The sequence below is a fragment of the Nostoc sp. NMS7 genome, from assembly GCF_017115085.1.
In the GTDB taxonomy this organism is placed as follows: Bacteria; Cyanobacteriota; Cyanobacteriia; order Cyanobacteriales; family Nostocaceae; genus Nostoc.
The window spans coordinates 1-24,324 of record NZ_JABXKJ010000226.1; the positions used below are offsets into that span (position 1 = coordinate 1).

Annotated in this window: 15 protein-coding genes; 11 read left to right on the plus strand and 4 right to left on the minus strand. The window is 43.7% G+C overall.

Features of this window, described 5'->3' with window-relative positions; genetic code table 11:
• Positions 1 to 111 precede the first annotated feature (111 nt).
• Entirely contained in the window at positions 112 to 2,202 is a 2,091-nt protein-coding gene (locus tag HWQ38_RS27710; protein WP_292800279.1) for a chromosome segregation ATPase, read from the minus strand.
• 154 nt (positions 2,203 to 2,356) lie between these two features.
• Positions 2,357 to 3,262: an Hsp33 family molecular chaperone HslO gene (gene hslO, locus HWQ38_RS27715; RefSeq protein ID WP_292800282.1), complete on the minus strand. Its 906-nt coding sequence runs from the start codon at positions 3,260 to 3,262 to the stop codon at positions 2,357 to 2,359.
• A 140-nt stretch (positions 3,263 to 3,402) separates the two neighbouring features.
• Between hslO and HWQ38_RS27720 the strand changes: the two genes are divergently transcribed.
• The 6 genes from HWQ38_RS27720 to HWQ38_RS27745 all read left to right on the plus strand — a co-directional run bounded on the left by HWQ38_RS27720 (position 3,403) and on the right by HWQ38_RS27745 (position 9,410).
• A complete protein-coding gene (locus tag HWQ38_RS27720; RefSeq protein WP_292800285.1) occupies positions 3,403 to 3,789 on the plus strand; it encodes a hypothetical protein in 387 nt (128 codons plus the stop codon).
• A 694-nt stretch (positions 3,790 to 4,483) separates the two neighbouring features.
• Positions 4,484 to 4,801, plus strand: a complete 318-nt coding sequence (locus HWQ38_RS27725; RefSeq protein WP_292800288.1) for a hypothetical protein — start codon at positions 4,484 to 4,486, stop codon at positions 4,799 to 4,801.
• Between the two features lie 1,212 nt (positions 4,802 to 6,013).
• The gene (locus tag HWQ38_RS27730) at positions 6,014 to 6,214 is read left to right on the plus strand and encodes a hypothetical protein (protein WP_292800290.1); all 201 of its coding nucleotides are present in this window, start codon (positions 6,014 to 6,016) and stop codon (positions 6,212 to 6,214) included.
• A gap of 796 nt (positions 6,215 to 7,010) precedes the next feature.
• Positions 7,011 to 7,292, plus strand: coding sequence for a hypothetical protein (locus HWQ38_RS27735; protein WP_292800293.1), 282 nt, complete (start codon positions 7,011 to 7,013; stop codon positions 7,290 to 7,292).
• A gap of 505 nt (positions 7,293 to 7,797) precedes the next feature.
• A complete protein-coding gene (locus HWQ38_RS27740; protein ID WP_292800296.1) occupies positions 7,798 to 8,106 on the plus strand; it encodes a hypothetical protein in 309 nt (102 codons plus the stop codon).
• Positions 8,107 to 9,137: 1,031 nt separating this feature from the next.
• Positions 9,138 to 9,410, plus strand: a complete 273-nt coding sequence (locus tag HWQ38_RS27745; RefSeq protein WP_292800299.1) for a hypothetical protein — start codon at positions 9,138 to 9,140, stop codon at positions 9,408 to 9,410.
• Positions 9,411 to 9,769: 359 nt separating this feature from the next.
• Here HWQ38_RS27745 and HWQ38_RS27750 read toward each other — a convergent pair whose 3' ends face one another.
• Positions 9,770 to 10,195 (minus strand): universal stress protein, encoded by a 426-nt coding sequence (locus HWQ38_RS27750; RefSeq protein ID WP_292800301.1) that lies wholly within the window; start codon positions 10,193 to 10,195, stop codon positions 9,770 to 9,772.
• A 516-nt stretch (positions 10,196 to 10,711) separates the two neighbouring features.
• Positions 10,712 to 12,013, minus strand: coding sequence for a histidinol dehydrogenase (gene hisD, locus HWQ38_RS27755; RefSeq protein ID WP_292800303.1), 1,302 nt, complete (start codon positions 12,011 to 12,013; stop codon positions 10,712 to 10,714).
• Positions 12,014 to 12,755: 742 nt separating this feature from the next.
• Here hisD and rpsT point away from each other — a divergent pair.
• From rpsT to HWQ38_RS27780, 5 genes are all read left to right on the plus strand, one after another.
• Positions 12,756 to 13,055 carry a 30S ribosomal protein S20 gene (gene rpsT / locus HWQ38_RS27760; protein ID WP_292800306.1) on the plus strand — a complete coding sequence of 100 codons (300 nt, stop codon included), beginning with the start codon at positions 12,756 to 12,758 and terminating at the stop codon, positions 13,053 to 13,055.
• Positions 13,056 to 13,290: 235 nt separating this feature from the next.
• Positions 13,291 to 14,088, plus strand: coding sequence for a TatD family hydrolase (locus HWQ38_RS27765; protein ID WP_292800309.1), 798 nt, complete (start codon positions 13,291 to 13,293; stop codon positions 14,086 to 14,088).
• Between the two features lie 742 nt (positions 14,089 to 14,830).
• Positions 14,831 to 18,130, plus strand: coding sequence for a DNA-directed RNA polymerase subunit beta (gene rpoB, locus HWQ38_RS27770; protein WP_292800312.1), 3,300 nt, complete (start codon positions 14,831 to 14,833; stop codon positions 18,128 to 18,130).
• A gap of 83 nt (positions 18,131 to 18,213) precedes the next feature.
• The gene (locus tag HWQ38_RS27775) at positions 18,214 to 20,091 is read left to right on the plus strand and encodes a DNA-directed RNA polymerase subunit gamma (RefSeq protein ID WP_292800315.1); all 1,878 of its coding nucleotides are present in this window, start codon (positions 18,214 to 18,216) and stop codon (positions 20,089 to 20,091) included.
• Between the two features lie 82 nt (positions 20,092 to 20,173).
• On the plus strand, positions 20,174 to 24,247 hold the full coding sequence (locus HWQ38_RS27780; RefSeq protein WP_292800318.1) for a DNA-directed RNA polymerase subunit beta'': 4,074 nt from the start codon (positions 20,174 to 20,176) through the stop codon (positions 24,245 to 24,247).
• Positions 24,248 to 24,324: the final 77 nt, after the last annotated feature.

Genomic DNA, 24,324 nt, shown 5'->3' on the forward strand with positions numbered 1-24,324 from the left:
AACATCTGCTTCAATGCTCCTAGATTACATCTTTTAACTTAAGTTGACACCAATGAGCATTGCTGTGCCCCTACAATATGTGTAGTTCAATTAAATGAAAACTGCTGTATATTACTGCCCATTAGTAGTCGTTGATGGTGGCAATTGTGGAGACTCAAGCTGAGGCTGAGGCGAGGGTTGAGGATTGAGAAATTGCTGCCAAGCCTTAATTTGCTCTTGCGCCGGACTGTAAGCAGCACTACCGCGTGGAATCGATTTGGCAATGTCAATCCCTCTGGCAATATCAGACTGACCTTGAGAACGTGCTATTTCTAACAATTGCTGACTCCACTGGTCAATAGCCTGATTCGCATCCATACGTAAGATGCTATTGTTTGAAACCCGATCTGCCAGTCGTATTGCCTCAACTAAGGCTTCTGGTGTACCAGTCGCCCCCACTTCCTGGGCTTTTCTCCAGTTTTCTTTGGTGCGGATTTGACCTTCCCAATCATTTATCGCAGCTTGTGCTTCCCCAGAAAGCGCCCTTCCCGACGAGGCAATTTGTTGAGCTGCGGCAATGGCGGCGGTGAGATTTCCACTCTGAGCCAGTTCTTGTGCCTGATCCAAGTAGGGCTGGTCTTGAATTCGCTGAATCTTTCCTACCCAAGTCCGAACTTTTTTCTGGGCTTCTGGATATAATGCACGACCTCTACGGATTTCGCTGGCCTGAGCGATCGCAGCTTGCAAGGAGTTAATATCCTCAAATACCGCTATCTGGTCGGCGCGGTCTAAGTAAGGCTGGTCTTCAATTGTCTCCACTTGGGCACGCCAGCGACTCATCTCTTGCCTAGCTTCTGTGGCTCTGGGGTTACTAGCAGGGATGAGTTCCACTTGGGCGATCGCTGCTGTTAAATTAGGGACTGTTCCCTGACTAGCCAATATTCTCGCTTTTTCTAAATTGGCAACATCTTCAATTTCCAACTGCCAACGAGCAATGAGTTGCTGTGCTTCGTTATACACTGGTCTGGAAGGATCAATTTGTTGTGCTTGGGCGATCGCAGCCTCTAAACCAGAAACATTCCCGATCCAAGCACTCCTTTTCGCGTCAGCTATGGCGAGAAAGTCATCTGTTTCGGCTTGTAGTTTTGCACTTTCCGGTATTTGTCTGGCAATATTCAGCGCCTCATCCGCATCCCGGTTGTCTAGTTTTGCCTGTGCCAATTCCAGCATTTTGCGTCCAAATTCGGGAATCGCTGACTGAGCTTTTTGGTAAATATAACTTTCCTGCCCAATCGACTCCGCTAACTTGATCGCTTCTAGTAAATTATCAACTACTTTACTACTTGCTAAGTTTTCAGCTTTGCCTAACTTATCGCCATCTTCCCGCGCTCTGGCAATTAGAAGATTCAATTGGTCGTATTTAATACTCGCCCAGTACTGGTTGTCTACGCGCAGCATTTTCGCGGATAACATGAATGCCGATTGCCAGTGCCGTTCCTTTACTTCGGCGATCGCACCATTGTATGTAGCTTCTGCCTTTGACCAAATCGACTGCCATTTGCCAATTTGTTCATCAACTAATTTATAAGCAACCACGTCTTGGGGGATTTTCTCAGCTGTTGCGATCGCTTCCTCTAAATTCCCAGTTTGGAAACTTTGATCAGCTAACTTTAAAATATCCCGTGACCAGTCTTCGATGAAACGGTCAATTTCTCCATGCAACGGGTGATTTTGTGGTAGTTGCTTCACCAGAGCGATCGCTTGCAATAAGTCGTTCACTGTCTCTTTAGAAGCCGCTAACTGAGCGCAGTGTAGCCGCACAGAAGCACTAGCTAGAGGCCAGAAAATCGATGGGCAATTAGGGGCAGTTGGCAACTTCAGCAGCATTGCCACTGCCAATAATCCGACACTGCCGGGAATCAACATTAGTAATACTAGCCACAACGTCCAGCTTTTCATCCAGCGTGGCCATTTCCCAGAACTTTTACTGAGTTGAGCAGTTTCTTCTGAATGACTATTTATATGTAATCCTTCACTACCGGACGCTTTGCGATCCGGATCGTTTTTTTTTCGCCGCTTCACTGACTTGGAGGTAGAACCAGTAGCTGGAACATCAAATGGTTGAGTTTCACCGAATTCTTCTGTTCGGGATAATCTTGTGTTTTGATCTGGCTCTCTTCCACTGGCTGAAGACCAACTGTCTGGAATATCCCGCTCTGTCATCTCTCACACCAAAATAATTGAATAGCGCTCTGTTTTAGCTTGATAATTCCATTGCTGCCATAGTAACTTTCTCGTGATTAAAAAGCTACTTTTTTGATTATCTCTCTCCCCAAAATACCATTAACAATCTAAAAAATCAGTGCCATTTTATACTTTATTCCGAAACGATAGATTCAGCTTGCAAATCGGCAATGAGTTGAGCTAACTGATCGCTATTTGCCTGGTAAACAGTGCCGCAAAACTCGCAAGTTGCTTCAGCGCCATCATCTTTGATAATCATATCTTGCAGTTCGGCTTCTCCCAAAATCTTCAGTGCCCCCAAAACGCGATCGAAAGAACAACCACAGTGGAAGCGCAGCATTTGCCGTTCGGGAAAGATTGCCAGCCCCATATCTCCCAGCAAGTCGCCTAAGATTTCAGTCAAAGTCTTCCCAGCTTGCAGCAATGGCGTAAATCCTGCAAGACCAGCAACCCGTGATTCCAACCTTTCTACTAAAGCTTCGTCTCTGGCAGCTTTGGGTAATATTTGTAGCAATAATCCGCCAGCCGCCGTTACTCCACCTGCTCCCACGAAGACACCTAAAACTAAAGCTGAAGGTGTTTGTTCGGAATTCAGCAGATAATGAGCCACATCATCGCCAATTTCCCCAGAAACTAGTTCAACAGTACTAGAGTAGGGATAACCATAACCGATATCCCGGACAACGTAGAGGTAGCCGTTACCCACCGCACCACCAACGTCAAGCTTACCTTTGGCATTGGGAGGCAATTCCACAGATGGATTCCCGACATATCCGCGTACCGTGCCATCTAAGCCTGCATCTACCAATATCCCACCCAAAGGCCCATCGCCCTTGACTCGCACATTCACCCTCGACCCAGTTCGCTTCATACTAGAAGCCATTAACAAGCCTGCTGCCATAGTCCGACCTAGTGCTGCCGTTGCCACATAGGAAAGCTTATGGCGTCCCCGTGCTTCTTCTGTTAAACGTGTGGTGATCACACCTATGGCACGAATTCCACCTTCGGCTGCTGTTGCACGAATTAACTGATCCGCCATGAATAACCTTACATTTCTTAACAAGTTCACTTTTTCTATTCTAAGTTCTCTGCTGGTAGAAAAGTGACGCGCTAATAATCAGTGATTGTATTTGCAATATTAGAAATAGCGATGTCTCACCTTTAGGTAATCCTAGAAAAATGCTGGGTAATTTTCAACAAAGTCAACTGCGAATCGAAATTGAAGCACCAACAGATGCAATTCGTGACAGTCTGCTGCATCCGGTGCAACTAGAAAAATGGCTCTTAGGGCAACGCTTTGCGCCAGGAATGCCAGAAGAACTGCTTCCCGGATTCCAGTTTACTACCTGGACTGGGCCAGTTGCGATTCATCATCAAGTAGACGTTGTGAAATCCAACTGCCTCCGCTTAGTACTCAGCGGAGGCATTGACGGGTTCCACGAATGGTACTGGGGAGAAGGTTGGGTACAATCCCGCTTGGAAGGAGTTTCACTTTTGCCCTTAAATTTGGGTCAAACTTTGAGTTTGTTGAGCTTGCGTCAGTTTTTGGCAACTCAAGAGGGTTGAATCGACTGAACGTAGGGACAAGGGGGATTTTCCTTGTCTCTATGTGTCTTCTCAATCAGCCGACAAATCCGTTAAGGTTTTTTGGTGTTGAGTTACCTTGCGGGAAGCAAGCTACTACTTTGTCATTTTCTCTTCTACTTAATAAGTAGTTAAGCAAGGTTAAAAGGTATAAAAATACTATTTAATCTCTGCTATTTATTAAGATGCCTTGCAGATCATCGTTAGTATTAATACGCATGATAAGTAGGTCGGCACGATAAAACCCATGTATGTTTAGTTTTGTAAAAACTCTGGAATCACTGATTTATAAGCTGTTGGCTGATTTTACATTTCATCACATAGATTGATTTTTCAACGCCGACTTACTTAATTGTTTATTTAGTATAAAAAACAAACTCGCATTCAGCGATACTTAATATATATCCATGTGTTATGTATAAAATTAAAATTATAAATTTTACTTCACAGAGATAAAATTCATCCTTTTTCAAAAAAATAGTATAATTATTAGCTCAGTAGTATGTTTTTCAAGCACTCATAATATTTCTTTGTTAAAAAAATAATTTTTTTATCTAGCTAGTTTCACTTATATAATGTTCCTAACGGCGGAGAAAAACTCATAAATATGCTTTTTGCATTCATGAGTTTGGTCTGACGTTATCTAAATCCCAACAATCAAGTGAGAACTAAAAACATGCAAAGCACACTATTTACCGAACTAACCACCATTGAAGAAACCAAGCTTTCTGGCGGAAAGAAAACGAAGAACGTGGTTAAAGATGCCACTATTGGCCAAGGCGGCAATGCAGTAGGAGGCAATAGTATCTTCGGCAGCGGCGGTAATGGCTCTGGTGGGAATGGTATCGTATATGACTATAGCAAAAACACTATTGGCCAAGGCGGCAATGCAGTAGGAGGCAATAGTATCTTCGGCAGCGGCGGTAATGGCTCTGGTGGGAATGGTATCGTATATGACTATAGCAAAAACATCTACTTCATCTTCGGCAGCTAACCCTACTTTTAACTAATTTAGAAAAGCAGGCAAAACTATGAGGTTTAGTAGAAGGGACATAATAAACGTAAAGACACGATTAATCGCGTCTTTACTCGGATAAAACTTCACGTTTTAAGCAATTTACGCTGTTGACATAGGTGAAATTACTTTTGCGTGTGGCTTAATAGCTAATGGTTAATTAGCTATTTCTTTATCGCAGTTATCCTAACATACGTTTATTACTACCCGCTTACTTTTCTTCAAAAAACCTAACATTGACGTTGCCCACGAGCAACCGTCGATAAGTTTCAGCAGCCCTTTTCCCTAAACATACTGTTCACCTTTGAGTAGTCCAATAGGGAAACAAGCGCTGCTGTTCTTTTAAAGCTTTGAGTTGTCCATCGATTTGCACTTGTTCTAACTAATTCTGCCGGATATTGCCGTCTTCTCTTTAAATAAGCTTTTTTGCAAAACTCCCATAATTTGGCGTTTTCACTCTGGAGAGTGAAAGCGATCGCTTTTGCTTTTATTAGGGACTTCCAATAGCGTGTTTTATTACGAACATCAAATCTTTATAATTTTATCTATAATTTTATCTATAATTTATTTACTTTCAAAAAAATTGTGTTGCGTAGAATAAAACTTTTTCAAACTAATCAATAATTAAGCAAAATTAGGAGTTTTTCTATTACAATAAATTATATATCTTAAACATAATGGTGTATAAAAAAAACTCATAAGCAAAATTTTTATGTAAAAATACTTGTTCAAAAATTACAATTACAGTTTGAAGTTTTGTAAATGTATTTAAGCACAACTGGTATAAAAAATTTGTTTGATTTGTTTGATTTGTTTGATGATTATGTTTAACTCTGGGTATTTTGTTTGATTTCTCAGGATCAATACTTAATAAGCTTAATTTATACATTTTTCGACTAAATAAAGCTTTTAGATCGCCATACTTATATCGATATATATTGATACCTACGATTTTTTGATAAATTCAAACTTATTTCTAATTAAATTTGTATACATCTATACTATATAACATCTTTACTGAAGATGTGTAATAGATATTTCTTAAACAATTAGTTGCTTGATTTATTTAGCAAAAGCAGTACAATACTTTCTATGGACACAAAAAAGTTACAAGATATACAGTTTACGCTTATATCTATTAGTTTGGAGTGACCTAACTTTAATCCCAACAATCAAGTGAGAACTAAAATCATGCAAAGCACATTGTTTAGCGAACTAACCACCATTGAAGAAGCCAACCTCTCTGGCGGAAAGGGCAAGAAGAACGAGATTAAAAACTCAACTGTTGGACAAGGCGGCGGTGCCATTGGTGGCAACGGCGTTCAAGGCAATGGTGGCGACGCAACTGGTGGCGATGGTGTTTATACTGTTTATCCAATTTTCGTTATCTAGAAGGTAGAAGGTAAAAAATAAACGTAAATACACGAATAATCCCGTCTTTACAGGGATAAAAGTTCACGTCTCAATTAATTAACCTGCGTCAACAGGGTAAATTATTTTTGCGTGTGACTTAAATTGCTAATCGACTTAATACTAGGAGCCATTAGCTGTTTGTTTGTCGCGTTTATCCTAACATACGTTTATTACTACCCATCTACTTTTCTTCAACAAAGTTAACATAAACTGATTGACTGTTGTTTCATAGCCACAGTCAATCAGTTTATCTAGCGCTTTTTAGTGATGCTTTTGGGGATGCGATGCCTGTCGCATTGCATCAATTTGCGCTCTTTGTAGCTGATTCTGCCGGATATTGCCGAGTATTTGGCTTTTTTTACTAGTTGAAGATCGACTTTATTCATCAAAATTTAAAACTCATGAACCACAGCGAAACTCTTGGGCATTTTTGTCACTTTATCAGTATTAATACGTTATAAGCTTAATCTATAGATTTGGGACAAAATTAAGTTTTTAGCTCCCTAAATTTATATAAATATATATTTATACCTGCGATTTTTTGATAAACAAAAAATTATTTTTAATCAATCTAGTATAAAGAATAACTATGTAATACTTTGAATGAATACGTGTAATACATATTTCTTAAACTCTTAGTTGCCTGATCTTTGAGCAAGAGTCGTATAATACTTTTAACGGCACAAAAAAGTTACTAAATATACACTTTATGTTTATATCTATTACTTTCGAGTGACGGAACTTTAATCCAAACAATCAAGTGAGAACTAAAATTATGCAAAACACATTGTTTACTGCATTAAGCCCCAACGAAGAAGCCAATTTGTCTGGCGGTACTTACACCAAGACATACAACTATACATATAAGTTGACTGGCGGTGCTGGCGGTGCTGGCGGTGCTGGCGGTGCTGGCGGTGCTGGTGGTGCTGGTGGTGCTGGCATCCAAAATACTGGTAAGGGCAATGTTTCTGTTACTGGAGGCACTGTTACTGGTGGAGCTGGTGGAGCCGGTGGAGCTGGTGGAGATGGTGCGCCAGCCGTTGTAGTTTTTGTATAGGCAATAGCCAAACCTATGAGGTTTAGTAGAAGGGAAACAATAAACGTCAACACACGATTAATTAACTGCACCTTTAGAGAAATAAAGCGTCACGTTTTAAATAATTTACTTTGTTGCCACAGGTTAAGCTACTTTTGTACGTGCCTGAATTGCTAATCGGCTTAATCCTACCAGCCATTAGCTGTTTCTTTATCGCAGTGATATTAACATAGGTTTATTGTTAGCGTTCTAGTTTCTTTAAACAAACTTAACGTTGCTCTTGCCTACCAGCAACCGTCGATAAGGTTCAGCAGGGTTTTTTCTAAACATAACTGTTCCCTTCAAGTAGTCCAGCAAAGAAACAAGCCCTGCTACTTGACAAATCAGGTAAACATACCAAAATTGGCCATATTTTCTCTGTTGAGATATGGAATATAAGCATTTTGGTGCGTGTTTGCTCTCGTCATCTTAAGTGACAACAGCTTTTCAAAATTTCAAAACTGATAATTCGCAACTTAGGTGAAGTATGGAAAGCACTCAAACATCCCCAATCTTTATCTCACTAAATGAAACCGAAGAAGCAAACTTCTCTGGTGGTGAGGTTAACATTACTACTACAGTTATAAAAAACGGAGCTCCTGGAAAAAATGGAGCTCCTGGAAAAAACGGGGCACCTGGACTAAATGGATCTCCTGGAGGAAATGGAGCACCTGGAGGAAATGGAGGAAATGGATCACCTGCACTAATAATAAAGCGACCATCTAAGCGAAGACGTGTACCACATTCACTGAGATCGATTTTGGCAAGTCTATTCTTCGGATTAGAAAGTCTATGAGAATGATAATCCAACTAGGCGATTGGTCAACTTTTTAACCATGCAGGGATAAAACCCTGTTATTTTTTTGGGTTTTGTCAAACATAGCGAAGAAGATCGTGGAGCTGCTTGTTTTACTTCCATTGCCAAACACTGGTGGCGCAAATTTACACTAAATCGCATCCGGGAAGCGTTACAGTACTGAGCAATTAGGAACAACATTGTTAGAACTGAGGCGCGTGATTTGAATGCAGGCTCTATCAGAATATCTAATGAGATATTAGACCAGATGACCCAAGTGCCACTCCTAGCAACTATTCACTGGAGAGGTACTCACTATAAACCCGCATCGCGCATTTTAATATAAATACATAAATACCAAATTTTTATAATTTTCTTCTAAACTTTTACACTTTCTTCATTTATTTGCAAAAAATTTGTATAATCAAGATAGTAGGGCTTTCTTGAAATTAATAAATAATTAAGCAGAATTAACCCTTTTCTATTAAAATAACTTATACTATTTTTCAATAATATTGTATAAAATAATTTAAAAAAAGCATATTGTAAATAAAAATACTTATTCAAAAAATGCAAAATCCCAGTTTTGAGTTTTAGAAGCTTATTTAAGTAAAGCTGGTATAAAAACTTTTACCTTATTTGCTTGATTATATCTTTAATTATGGGGATTTTGATTAATTTATCAGTATTAATACGCAAGAAGCTGAACTTATGAATTTTTAACAAACAAAATTAGCTTTTAGATCGCCATGTTTATATCAATATATATTCATGCCTGCGATTTTTTGATAACTAAAAACTCATATTTAACTAAATTTGTATAAATACTAACTATGTAATATGTTTGCTGAACAGAAAGATGAGTAATATATTTTTATTTTTTAAAAGAATAATCTATTGACCTATTTAGCAAGAGCCTTATAATACTTTTAACGGCACAAACAAGTTACTAAATATACTCTTTCACGTTTATATCTATTACTTTGGAGTGACGTGACTTAAATTACCACAATCAAGCCCGAACTCAGATTATGGAAAGCACATTGTTCACTACATTAACCGCCAACGAAGAAGTAAATTTCTCTGGGGGCAAAAAGAACTCAGAGAAGGGACACATTAAAGTTTCTCTAATTAAGTCTCTAATTAGCTTAATACTTAAACTTACTAGTGGCGCTGGCGGCGCTGGTGGCGCTGGCATTCTCAATAGCGGTTCTGGGACTGTTATTGTTAATGGAGGCACTATTAATGGTGGATCTGGTGGATCTGGTGGATCTGGTGGATCTACTAGTGCAGCTCTTGCGTAAGCCGTTTAACTATCCTATTAGGGCAATAGGCAAATTTATGAGGTTTAGTAGAAGGGAAACAACAAACGTAAATCTACGATTAACCGCATCTTTACTGAGCTAAAGGCTCTTAAATAAACTACCCTGTTCCAGCAGGTTAACTTATTTTTTCGCCGATCTTAACTGCTAATCTACTTAACCCTGCCATAGCTATTAGCTATTTGTTTGATAGCAGTTATTTTAGCATACGTTTATTGTTACCCACATACTTTTCTTCAATAAACTTAACAAAGTCTATCAACGGTTGCTAGTAGGCAACTGTTGATAAACTTAAATGTTAGTTTTGGGCTGGTTATAGTCATTGCTTCGGTTGGAAATTTTTACGTTGGTTTGACGACTAACACTGAACAATTAGCCTCTTCCACAACTTGACTGCTAACAGAACCCTCGACAATTCGCTTCATTCCAATTAACCCCCGACTGCCAATTATAATCAAGTCGGTTTTGTAAATATTGGCAAGGCGAATAATCTCTTCGGCAGGATCACCAGTTACCAGTTCTAACTCACTTGTGACTGATAAGTTTTGCTGATATAATTCCAGCTGTTTTTCAATATGAAAATAAGAAAATATTGGGGACTCTGGCTGAGGAGTATCAGCGGGTAGTTCCATCTCTGACTCTGGTGTGGGAAATACATGGCAGAGAATAACCTTGGAGTCTTTTGACAACGCCAAATTATCTAAAGTCTGAATTACTCGTTCTGAAATTTCCGAACCGTCTAGAGCTACCAAAATATTCTTTAGCACCGCTCTCCTCTCCTCAAAAGTAGACCCCTTACATAAGTATCTAGCAAAATTTGTTGACAGCTACACTAAATTAATTTTCCATCTGCCTACTTAGTCAGGACTTAGGCAAACAATAGCGCAAAAGAATGATTTTTAGGTAGGGGCAATACCCTGCGGTCTGCCTCTGTCTACATAAATTGCCCCTAAGTGCGTGTAGTTTTGCATAAGTCCGATTAGTTTATATATTCGAGGCTGTGCTATAGGTTGGTTTCACCCCACTTTGACGCTAGTGCATTGTAGCAACTGGTGTCGAAGACTTTTTGCCAGTTCTTTGGGCAGGCTTTCCCTCTCCAAAGAACTGGCGTTAGGGAATGCCGACTTTTGGAGCAACTGCCGTCGGCAATGCCCGACTTGTGGACGCCTAAAACGCGGCTGAAGACAGGATACCAACTGGCACGCGGTCGCCATCTAAACTTTTAGTCTGAACCTATCGAGTGACTTTTGCCAACAGTAGAGGAAAAAATTAAGCATTCCAAATCACTCTTCTTGCTGAATTCGGCGTCGTACTGAATCAGCATGGGAAGGTAAGCCCTCTGCTGTTGCTAGCACATCAATGGCACCAGCCACATTTTGCAGTGCGGTTTGGGAGTATTGAATAATACTCGAATGTTTGAGGAAAGTTTCAACTCCTAATGCCGAAGCATAGCGGGCTGCACCAGAAGTTGGCAAGGTATGGTTAGGGCCTGCCAAATAGTCCCCTACAGCTTCTGGTGTGGAGTAACCCAAAAATATTGCCCCAGCATGGCGAATCTGTGGTAATAGTGCCCAAGGGTCTTTGATTTCTAATTCCAGATGTTCGGGGGCAAATTCATTTGAAAATTCCGCTGCTGCTTGGAGGGATTCCACAACGACAATCAAGCCGTAGTGAGCGATCGCTTTTTCTGTGTCTATTCGCCGTGGGTGATCCACTAGCTGTCTTTCCAAAGCTAATTGTACATTTTTCGCCAAAGCAGCATCTGTCGTCAGCAAAATCGCTGCCGCCATTGGATCGTGTTCGGCTTGGGCTAGCAAGTCAGCAGCTACATGCACCGGATTTGCAGTTTCATCGGCAATCACCAGCACTTCGCTGGGGCCTGCTAAAGAATCAATACCGACGGTGCCATAGACAAGTTTTTTCGCTAGGGTGACATAAATGTTACCAGGCCCAGTAATCACATTTACTTTCGGAATCGTTTGTGTGCCATACGCTAAAGCCGCGATCGCTTGTGCGCCCCCAATGCGATAAATTTCTTGTACTCCTGCTTCTTGGGCAGCTACCAACACTGCTGGATTAATTGCACCCCCTAGTCCTGGTGGTGTCACCATCACCACATGGGGTACAGCAGCAACATGAGCCGGAATTGCATTCATCAGGACTGTACTGGGATAGGCGGCGCGGCCACCAGGCACATACAACCCGGCTCGGTCTACGGGGGTGTAGCGTTTGCCTAGTACTATTTCATCATCGCCAAAGTGTACCCAGCTTTTCGGGACTCGCTGACGATGAAACGCTTCAATTTGGCGACAAGCTAGCCGAATTGCGTCCAACAACTCCTTTGACACCTGCTGATAGGCTGCATCTAGTTCTGAGCCTGTAACTCGGAGTTCTTCTGCTTTGAGGGTTTGTTTGTCAAATTCGGCTGTGTAATGCAATACAGCTTTATCGCCTTGGCGCTTCACTGCTTGCAAAACTTCGCGCACCGTTGCTTCTTTGTGAAGCACCTGTTCGTCATGGGTGCGATCGCAGATCCGTTGTAGTTCTGCTCTGACGTCTGCCTGCTGAGTAATGATTCGCAGCATGGAGTAAGGACAATGCCAAAATTATAATATTCACACCTGAGATTTAGTATTGCTCTTGACCAACTTGGGTGTGGAAGCTGACTCTAATTCTCTTCTCTAGCTTAACCTGGATTTTTTTGATACTCTCAAGGCTGCCACCACATTGTTTGCTTGAGAAGGCGACTTAATTGCTTAGTCCAACAAGCCTCGGCAGGCTAGCCGCAGGAAGTGGGCGTGCCATTTCCCACTACCCTTATGCCCTTATTCTCACTCCTTGCTCTGGTGCACCTAGTCTCTTTGCACATCCAGTCTCCTGGATGTACATAGGGTAGGGTCTGAGTAGAATTTTTACTTATTTTCCTAACTTTTAGTAGTTAACATCTGTACATACACGATATAATATCGGTTCTGGACTTTGAAACACCTGAAATTTAGTTGTTTACAGTTCCTTGCCTTTGACGATACATTTGTTTTAGGGACAGATTGTATTGGCAATCACATTGCTTAACCAGGTGGTGAGTTAGGGCTACTATTTTATTTGATGTACCTTATTTTAACGCATTTCCGAAATTGACGACACACAAAATTAAGGACTGGGGATTAAGAAGCCGGGACTAGGGACTGAATTCTTCCCTAATCTCCAGTACCCAATCCCCGATGAAAGAATTTTTTTGAGGAAATTATAACATTGGCAATTTGGATGCTATATTAGTAAGTCTAGTAGTGTGTGTACATATTAATAGTAGTATTTTTGGAATTGACTGTGGCGAATACAAAGTCTGCTCTCAAGCGTGCCGAAATCGCAGAACGTAACCGACTGCGTAATAAAGCTTACAAATCAGCAGTCAAGACGCTGATGAAGAAATACGTTAATGCTGTAGCTGTCTATGCAGCTAATCCTACCCCAGAATTAAAAGAAGAAGCGCAGGCTCGGTTATCCGAGGCTTACGGGAAAATCGATAAAGCGATTAAACGGGGTGTGCTTCATCCCAACAATGGGGCAAGGAAAAAGTCGAGATTGGCTCATAAACTAAAACCCCTAACTCAAACAGCTGCTGAATAGTCATTGGTCATTTTTCCTTAGTCATTGGTCACAAAACTAAAGAGAGAAGTCTGAGCGCCAGTTTCCGGCGATAGCGCAGTTTATTCTCTATGAGATGCTGCGCTAAGGATTTCGCAAGTATCTGGCTTCTCTACCAAACGCTGCGCGTAGCTTACTTAAAAGAAAGGGTACGCCATCCCGGAGGGTAGAGAACTTCGGGGGCAAATGACGAAGGACAAACAACAAAGGACAAAGAATGCAACTGATAGACACACACGTTCATCTCAACTTTGATAGTTTCCAGCCGGATTTAGCAGCAGTGCGATCGCGGTGGGAAGAAGCAGGTGTAGTGCATTTAGTACATTCCTGTGTTCACCCTGAGGAGTTTTCTAGTATTCAATCCCTAGCCCAAGAATTTCCCGAAATCAGCTTTGCTGTGGGATTACATCCTTTAGATGCTGAGAAATGGAATAGCGAGACAGCCGAGAAAATCAAAACTTTAGCGAGTTCTGACTCGAATGTGGTAGCAATTGGGGAAATGGGGCTGGATTTTTACAAAGCTGATAACTATGAGCAACAGTACATGGTGTTCGAGTCGCAGTTAGCGATCGCATCTGAACTAAACTTACCAGTGATTATTCACTGCCGCGATGCGGCTGTAGCAACCAGAGAAGTGTTGCAAAAATGGCGGGAACTCAAAGGAGAAAGAGTGCGGGGTGTGATGCATTGCTGGGGAGGAACGCCAGAAGAAACTCAATGGTTTCTGGATTTAGGCTTCTATATTAGCTTTAGCGGGACGGTAACGTTCAAAAACGCCAAAGCGATCCAATCCTCAGCGGCGATGGTGAGTAGCGATCGCCTGCTAATTGAAACAGACTGTCCTTTCTTGGCTCCAGTTCCGAAACGGGGCGAGAAGCGCAACGAGCCTGCCTACGTGCTTTATGTCGCCGAGGAAGTAGCTAAACTGCGTCAGGAAACGGTAGAGGCGATCGCCCATCAAACCACCCAAAATGCGTGTGAGTTATTCGGTCTGTCAATATCAACTGTGCTGTAGTGTGTTTTGTTAAGTTGTGTTAAAAAAAATAAAACTCTAGGGGGACAAAAATATGCTAATATTATTCCCTCAAAAAGATTTTGCTTGCGCCATAATAATAAAGGAAGGAACCTAAAACTTCTCATCCGAATTTTGCGTGCTGTTATCGGCTTGGCCATCCTCCAAATCTCTACAAACGGATGCTCCCCACATATCACTAACCGTGCCAACCCAAATTGAGCTAGACTTTTGCACAACATCAGCTTGGTGTGTATTGAACCTATTCAAAATCGTTAAACAAAATTGCCTTGTGAGTACAATTCAACAAAATGAAGTGATTCTGATTCCAATCCGACAAGGTACGGATCATTCCCTCAGTCTGAGGATATCTAGGATATCACTGAGAGTATAAACAGCGGGGTGGATTTAATGACACACCCGGTAGAGCTGCGTCAGCAAATTAACGCGCTTTTTGGAGGGGAAGTGAGGAAAGTAGATCAAACTCAGGAATATCTCAAGTGTATATTCTTCTTGAATCAAGACTATAGTAGGTTTTTGGCTTCTGAGTCACCGATTAGGGGCAATTAACTCCTTGTCAAAATTGCTCATTCCAGCCAGCTTTAATGGCTGCGTTTGACCACACCTGTAAATAGCAAGTGTGTAACAAAAAGTTCCCAAATAGCTAAGGACACTGGCTAGCAGTGGGAAGCGTTAAACAGCAGTGTCCAAAGGAAAATTTAACCAGGTTGACAAAGGTAGAGGCATGACTAAAGAAACATATATGGAACCGGCCTTTCTGTTACCCGACTTGATTGAAATCCAGCGATCAAGCTTTCGCTGGTTTTTGGAAGAAGGGCTGATAGAAGAACTTAACTCCTTTAGTCCGATCACAGATTATACGGGCAAACTAGAACTGCACTTTTTGGGTCATAACTACAAACTCAAGGAGCCAAAGTACAACGTCGAAGAAGCTAAACGGCGGGATAGTACTTATGCCGTGCAAATGTATGTTCCCACACGCCTGATTAACAAAGAAACAGGGGAAATCAAAGAGCAAGAGGTATTTATTGGGGATTTGCCTTTGATGACCGATCGCGGCACATTTATTATTAACGGAGCCGAGCGGGTAATTGTCAACCAAATAGTGCGATCGCCAGGGGTTTACTACAAATCAGAAATAGACAAAAACGGGCGACGCACTTATTCAGCTAGCTTAATTCCCAACCGGGGAGCATGGCTGAAATTTGAAACAGACCGTAACGATTTGGTGTGGGTACGCATTGACAAAACCCGCAAACTCTCAGCGCAGGTACTCCTAAAAGCTTTAGGCTTATCAGACAACGAAATCTTTGATGCCTTACGCCACCCCGAATATTTCCAAAAAACCATCGAAAAAGAAGGGCAATTCTCTGAAGAAGAAGCCCTGATGGAGTTATATCGCAAACTGCGTCCTGGTGAACCACCCACAGTATTAGGCGGACAACAGCTTTTAGACTCTCGTTTCTTTGACCCGAAACGTTATGACCTTGGTCGCGTCGGACGCTACAAGCTCAACAAGAAATTGCGCCTTTCTGTTCCAGACACAATGCGCGTGCTGACTGCTGGCGATATTTTGGCAGCCGTGGATTACCTGATCAACCTAGAATATGATATTGGTAATATCGATGACATTGACCATTTAGGCAATCGGCGAGTGAGAAGCGTCGGTGAATTGCTGCAAAACCAAGTGCGGGTGGGCTTAAACCGCTTAGAGAGAATTATTCGGGAACGGATGACCGTATCCGATGCCGAAGTGCTGACTCCTGCTTCCTTGGTGAATCCCAAACCACTGGTAGCAGCAATTAAAGAATTCTTTGGTTCCAGCCAGTTAAGTCAGTTCATGGATCAAACCAATCCCCTAGCAGAACTGACCCACAAACGCCGCCTGAGCGCCCTTGGCCCTGGTGGTTTAACCCGGGAACGCGCCGGATTCGCTGTCCGGGATATTCATCCTTCTCATTACGGACGTATTTGCCCCATTGAGACACCAGAAGGACCTAACGCCGGTTTGATTGGCTCCTTGGCAACCCATGCCCGCGTCAACCAGTATGGCTTCTTAGAAACGCCATTTAGACCGGTAGAAAATGGACGAGTGCGATTTGACGTAGCTCCGGTGTATATGACCGCCGACGAAGAAGACGACCTGCGTACTGCTACTGGTGATATTCCCTTAGATGAAAATGGCTATATTAAAGGCCCACAAGTGCCAGTGCGCTATCGCCAAGATTGGGCTACTACAACGCCAGAGCAAGTTGACTACGTAGCAGTATCTCCCGTACAGATTGTGTCAGTAGCGACCAGTATGATTCCCTTCTTGGAGCATGATGACGCTAACCGAGCGCTGATGGGGTCGAATATGCAACGGCAAGCAGTACCCCTGCTCAAGCCAGAACGCCCTCTGGTGGGTACTGGTTTGGAAGCGCAAGGAGCAAGAGACTCTGGGATGGTGGTTGTATCGCGTACCGATGGCGATGTCACATACGTGGATGCCACAGAAATTCGTGTGCGTCCTAAATCTAACACCGCCGAAATTAAATACACCCTTTCTAAGTACCAACGCTCAAACCAAGACACCTGTTTAAATCAAAAACCCCTCGTCCGCATTGGTGAGCGTGTTGTTGCTGGTCAGGTGCTAGCTGATGGCTCCTCCACCGAAGGCGGAGAATTGGCGCTGGGGCAAAATATTGTAGTTGCTTATATGCCTTGGGAAGGCTACAACTACGAAGATGCAATTTTAATTTCTGAAAGACTGGTGCAGGATGATGTCTACACCTCAATTCACATTGAAAAATATGAAATTGAAGCTAGGCAGACGAAACTAGGACCAGAAGAAATCACCAGAGAAATTCCCAACGTCGGGGAAGATGCCTTGCGCCAGTTGGATGAACAGGGAATCATTCGCATTGGGGCGTGGGTAGAAGCGGGAGATATTTTGGTAGGAAAAGTTACACCCAAAGGTGAATCTGACCAACCGCCAGAAGAAAAACTGTTGCGTGCAATTTTCGGTGAAAAAGCGCGGGATGTGCGGGACAATTCCCTGCGAGTACCAAATGGTGAAAAAGGTCGTGTAGTTGATGTGCGCTTATTTACTCGTGAACAAGGCGATGAACTACCACCAGGAGCCAATATGGTAGTCCGGGTGTATGTTGCCCAAAAGCGCAAAATCCAAGTTGGTGACAAAATGGCAGGACGCCACGGTAATAAAGGGATTATTTCTCGGATATTGCCAGCAGAAGATATGCCTTATTTGCCCGATGGTTCACCAGTGGACATTGTACTCAACCCCTTGGGCGTACCCAGTCGGATGAACGTCGGACAAGTATTTGAGTGCCTCTTGGGTTGGGCTGGTCAGACCTTGGGAGTGCGATTTAAGATTACTCCCTTTGATGAAATGTACGGTGAAGAGTCATCCCGGCGAATCGTGCATGGCAAATTGCAAGAAGCACGAGACGAAACAGGGAAAGACTGGGTATATAACCCAGATGATCCAGGCAAAATCATGGTGTTTGATGGTCGTACAGGCGAACCCTTTGACCGACCAATCACTATCGGTGTGGCTTATATGCTGAAACTGGTGCATTTGGTAGACGATAAGATCCACGCCCGTTCTACAGGGCCATACTCACTGGTGACTCAGCAACCCTTGGGTGGTAAAGCCCAACAAGGTGGTCAGAGGTTCGGGGAAATGGAAGTGTGGGCATTGGAAGCCTTTGGTGCAGCTTATACCTTACAGGAATTGCTCACAGTTAAATCTGACGATATGCAAGGAAGGAATGAAGCGTTAAATGCGATCGTTAAAGGTAAGGCAATTCCTCGACCTGGAACCCCAGAGTCCTTTAAGGTGCTAATGCGCGAGTTGCAATCATTGGGGTTAGACATTGCCGTACACAAAGTAGAAACCCAAGCCGACGGCAGTTCCCTAGATGTGGAAGTCGATTTGATGGCAGACCAATCAGCCCGTCGCACACCTCCTCGACCCACCTATGAATCTCTTTCCCGCGAATCGTTGGAAGAAGATGAGTAATCAATAGTCAATAGTCATTAGCAAAGGACTAATGACTATTGACTAATGACCAATGACCAATGACTAATGACTATTGACTAAATATGAGACCTGCCCAAACTAATCAGTTTGACTACGTAAAAATCGGCTTGGCTTCCCCTGAACGCATTCGACAGTGGGGCGAGAGAACATTGCCCAATGGTCAGGTAGTCGGTGAAGTTACCAAGCCAGAAACGATTAATTACCGAACTCTCAAGCCAGAGATGGATGGCTTATTTTGTGAGCGCATCTTTGGTCCTGCGAAAGATTGGGAATGCCATTGTGGGAAGTATAAAAGAGTTCGTCACAGAGGTATTGTCTGTGAACGCTGTGGGGTAGAAGTTACCGAGTCACGGGTGCGTCGCCACCGCATGGGCTATATTAAACTCGCAGCACCAGTAGCTCACGTCTGGTATCTTAAAGGCATTCCTAGCTATATTTCCATCCTGTTAGATATGCCCTTGCGGGATGTTGAGCAGATTGTCTATTTCAACTCTTATGTTGTCTTGAGTGCAGGTAATGCCGAAAGTTTAAGTTACAAACAGCTACTGAGTGAAGACCAGTGGTTGGAAATAGAAGACCAAATTTATAGCGAAGATTCTCTGCTGCAAGGCGTAGAGGTAGGTATTGGTGCTGAAGCACTGTTGCGCTTGCTTGCCGATATTAATTTAGAGCAAGAAGCCGAAAGCCTACGCGAAGAAATTGGCAACGCTAAGGGTCAAAAGAGAGCCAAGCTAATTAAGCGACTGCGGGTGATTGACAACTTCATTGCTACTGGTTCCAAGCCAGAGTGGATGGTAATGGCAGTTATTCCGGTGATTCCCCCCGACTTGCGCCCAATGGTGCAACTAGATGGCGGACGCTTTGCCACCAGCGATTTAAATGATTTGTATCGGCGGGTAATTAACCGCAATAATCGTTTGGCACGCTTGCAAGAAATTTTGGCACCAGAGATTATTGTGCGGAACGAAAAGCGGATGCTGCAAGAAGCAGTGGATGCTTTGATTGACAATGGTCGTCGGGGACGCACTGTGGTAGGGGCAAATAACCGACCCCTGAAATCTTTGTCCGACATTATTGAGGGTAAGCAAGGACGTTTCCGACAAAACTTGTTAGGTAAACGGGTTGATTACTCTGGACGTTCTGTAATTGTGGTCGGTCCAAAGCTGAAAATTCACCAGTGCGGTTTGCCTAGAGAAATGGCAATTGAGCTATTTCAACCATTTGTGATTAACCGCCTGATTCGTAGCGGTATGGTGAATAACATCAAAGCTGCGAAAAAGCTGATATCGCGTAATGACCCCAGTGTATGGGATGTGTTGGAAGAGGTGATTGAAGGACACCCGGTGATGCTAAATCGGGCACCGACACTGCACCGCTTAGGTATTCAGTCTTTTGAACCGATTTTAGTAGAAGGTAGAGCGATTCAACTGCATCCTCTGGTGTGTCCAGCGTTTAACGCCGACTTTGACGGCGACCAAATGGCGGTACACGTCCCTCTGTCGTTAGAAAGTCAGGCTGAAGCGCGGTTGTTGATGTTGGCTTCTAACAATATTTTGTCGCCAGCCACAGGGAAACCCATCATTACGCCCAGCCAAGACATGGTATTGGGGGCTTATTACTTAACAGCAGAAAATCCCGGTGCGACAAAAGGCGCAGGAAAGTACTTCTATTCGCTCGATGACGTAATTATGGCTTACCAGCAAGAGCAAATTGACTTGCACGCCTATATTTACGTGCGGTTTGACGGTGAAATAGAATCAGACCAACCGGATACGGAACCCCTGGAAGTGACACAAAACGACGATGGTAGCCGGACATTACTCTATAAGTTCCGCCGAGTCAGACAAGACGCTAAGGGCAATGTAATTTCTCAGTATATATACACAACTCCTGGCCGCGTTATTTACAACAATGCTATTCAGGAAGCACTAGCAAGTTAAGGGGTCGGTGAGTGGGGAGTGGTGAATTCCCTACTCCCTACTCCCATACTCTCTATTCCCAATGACTCAGGACTAATGACTAATGACTAACGAAAAAATGATTTTTCGCAATCGTGTGGTTGACAAAGGTCAACTGAGAAATTTAATTTCTTGGGCTTTTACGAATTTTGGTACGGCGCGAACCGCAGTGATGGCGGACAAACTCAAAGATTTGGGATTTCGCTACGCTACCAAAGCAGGGGTTTCCATCAGTGTAGATGACTTGATGGTGCCACCAACTAAGCGATTGCTGCTAGAAGCAGCCGAAGAAGAAATTCGCGCTACTGAAATCCGTTACCAACGGGGAGAAATCACCGAAGTAGAACGCTTCCAAAAGGTAATCGATACCTGGAACGGTACGAGTGAAGCCTTGAAAGATGAAGTAGTCGTCCACTTTAAGAAGACTAATCCTCTGAACTCCGTATACATGATGGCATTCTCCGGGGCACGGGGTAATATCTCCCAAGTCCGGCAATTGGTAGGGATGCGGGGACTGATGGCAGATCCCCAAGGGGAAATTATCGATTTGCCCATCAAAACCAACTTCCGAGAAGGACTAACTGTGACGGAATACATTATTTCGTCTTACGGTGCCAGAAAAGGATTGGTGGATACTGCCTTGCGGACGGCTGACTCTGGTTATCTCACCCGCCGGTTGGTGGATGTATCCCAGGATGTGATTATTCGAGAATTTGACTGCGGCACGACTAGAGGTCTTACCGTCGGGCCAATGACAGAAGGTGCCAAAACCTTAATTCCTCTAGCAACCCGCTTGATGGGACGGGTAATTGGCGAAGATGTGGTGCATCCGGTGACAAAAGAAGTAATTGCACCACGCAATTCCCCAGTTTCTGAGGACTTGGCGAAGAAAATTGAAAAATCTGGGGTGGCAGAAGTTGTGCTGCGGAGTCCCCTAACTTGTGAAGCCGCACGTTCTGTCTGTCAACACTGCTACGGCTGGAGTTTGGCACACGCCAAAATGGTGGACTTGGGCGAAGCTGTGGGGATTATTGCCGCCCAAAGTATCGGCGAACCTGGCACCCAGTTAACCATGCGGACATTCCACACGGGTGGTGTGTTTACTGGAGAAGTGGCGCAACAAGTTCGTTCTAAAATCGATGGAACTGTTAAGCTTCCCCGCAAACTGAAGACCAGAACATATCGTACCCGCCACGGGGAAGATGCCCTGTATGTTGAGGCTAATGGTATCCTGCTTTTGGAACCAACAAAAGTAGGTGATGTTATCCCAGACAACCAAGAGGTTCATCTGACTCAAGGTTCAACATTATATGTATTTGATGGAAATCAGGTAAAACAAGGTCAGTTGTTGGCAGAGGTTGCCCTCGGTGGACGCACAACTCGGACTAATACAGAAAAAGCAGTTAAAGATGTCGCCTCTGACTTGGCAGGGGAAGTGCAATTTGCCGATGTTGTTCCAGAACAAAAAACCGACCGTCAGGGTAATACTACAACCACAGCCGCACGCGGTGGCTTGATTTGGGTTTTGTCTGGGGAAGTTTACAACTTGCCGCCTGGGGCAGAATTGATTGTCAAAAATGGTGATGCGATCGCCTCTAATGGAGTTTTAGCAGAAACCAAGTTAACCACTTTGCACGGCGGTGTGGTGCGCTTGCCCGAAGCTACCCCTGGTAAGAGTACCAGAGAAATTGAGATTATCACCGCTTCTGTAGTCTTAGACCAGGCAACAGTAACAGTCCAAAGTTCCCAAGGTCGCAATAATTACTTAGTCTCCACTGGCAACAACCAGGAATTTAACCTCCGGGCTACACCAGGCACAAAAGTGCAAAATGGTCAAGTAGTAGCTGAGTTGATTGATGACCACTATCGCACAACCACTGGTGGATTTTTGAAATTCGCGGGTGTAGAAGTCCAGAAAAAAGGCAAAGCCAAGCTGGGTTATGAAGTAGTGCAGGGCGGTACCCTTTTGTGGATTCCCGAAGAAAGTCACGAAGTCAATAAAGATATCTCCTTGCTGTTGGTAGAAGACGGTCAGTTTGTGGAAGCTGGCACTGAGGTAGTAAAAGATATTTTCTGCCAAAACAGCGGTGTGGTAGAAGTGACCCAGAAAAACGACATCCTGCGGGAAGTTGTGGTGAAGCCAGGGGAACTGTTGATGGTGGACGATCGAGAATCAGTTATCGGGCGAGATAACACCTTCATCCAACCAGGTGAGGAATTCCAAGGCAGCGTCGCCACGGAATTGCGCTATATCCAGTATGTGGAGACACCAGAAGGTCACGCCCTGTTGAGTCGTCCGGTAGTCGAGTTTGCCGTACCGGATAATCCAGATGTGCCATCAACTACATCGATAAGTCAACAAACCGGGCGGTCGATTCAATTGCGGGCTGTGCAGCGACTACCTTACAAAGATTCGGAACGGGTCAAGTCCGTTGAAGGCGTGGAACTGCTGCGAACCCAGCTAGTACTGGAAATTGAGCAAGAAGGGGAACAAGACCACAATGCTTCGCCTCTAGCAGCAGATATTGAATTAGTACAGGATGTTGAAAACCCAGAAGTTCAACGCTTGCAACTGGTAATTTTGGAGTCCTTGGTAATTCGTCGAGACATTACCGCCGATGCCACCCAAGGTAGCACTGAGACCACACTTGAGGTACAAGATGGGTTAACCATCTCCCCTGGTTCTGTGGTCGCACGTACTCAAATCTTGTGTAAAGAAGGGGGGGAAGTGCGGGGCGTCCAAAAAGGAACCGAAAACGTGCGTCGCTGCTTGGTGTTGCGCGACATTGACAGGCTGATCACGAATACTACTACTCAGCCTAAGGTGAAAGTCGGTGACTTGCTAGTAGAAGGTACAGAAATTGCTCCGGGAGTTTTTGCCCCAGAATCAGGGAAAGTTGTGGATGTTAAAAAGTTAGGAGTTAAGAGTGAGGAGTTAGAAGTTAATTCCGAAACTCCTAATTCCTCACTCCAAACTCAGAACTATGCTATTACTACCCGCATCGGTCGCCCTTATCGAGTCAGCCCTGGTGCTGTGTTGCAGATCGAAGACAGCGATTTGGTACAACGGGGTGATAACTTGGTGTTGTTGGTGTTTGAACGCGCCAAAACTGGAGATATTATTCAAGGTTTGCCCCGGATTGAGGAACTGCTAGAAGCTCGTAAACCGAAAGAAGCGTGCATTTTATGTCGGCGGGCAGGTGAAGTTAAGGTAGTTTACGCCGAAGGTGGTGATGAAGCGATCGCCATCAAGGTCGTAGAATCAAATGGCGTAGTCACAGATTATCCTCTAGGCCCAGGACAAAATTTGATTGTGCCAGATGGATCAACTGTATTAGCCGGACAACCGTTGACCGATGGGCCATCCAACCCCCACGAAATTTTGGAAATCTTCTTTAGCCTGGGTTCCGAAGACGGAATCTATGCTTGTGCTAGCCATGCTTTGCAGAAGGTACAGACATTTTTGGTGAATGAAGTGCAAATGGTGTATCAATCTCAGGGGATTGATATTTCTGATAAGCACATTGAAGTAATTGTTCGCCAGATGACCAACAAAGTCAGGATTGATGATGGTGGTGACACCACAATGCTTCCCGGCGAATTGGTAGAACTGCGCCAAGTTGAGCAGGTGAACGAAGCTATGGCAATTACAGGCGGTGCTAGGGCACAGTATACCCCAGTATTGTTGGGGATCACCAAAGCATCGTTGAACACCGACAGCTTTATTTCCGCCGCATCCTTCCAAGAGACAACACGGGTACTTACCGAAGCAGCTATCGAAGGCAAATCCGATTGGCTGCGCGGATTAAAGGAAAACGTGATTATCGGGCGATTGATTCCGGCTGGTACTGGGTACAATACCTATGATGAACCCGGTGCGATCGATGATTATGCTGCTGAGATTAGCAGTAGTGTCTTAGATGAAGTTGATGACCCCCTGGATATGGTCTTAGATGACCGCACAGCTCGCACCTATAATTTAGATTCTCCTACTCTTGGTGAATCTGGTTTTGGTAGCAGACGTGCAGAAAGGTCAATTCTAGAGGAAGAAGATGAATTAATTGCCGATGAATTACCAGACGAGGAAGATTTTGAGGAAGAAGAGGAAGACGAGGAAGATGATTTCGACGACGAATAGGGACTTGAAATTTTACGTCTCTATTAAAAGGTAAAAAGTAAAAAGGCAAAAGAAAATCTTCTTTTGCCTTTTATTTT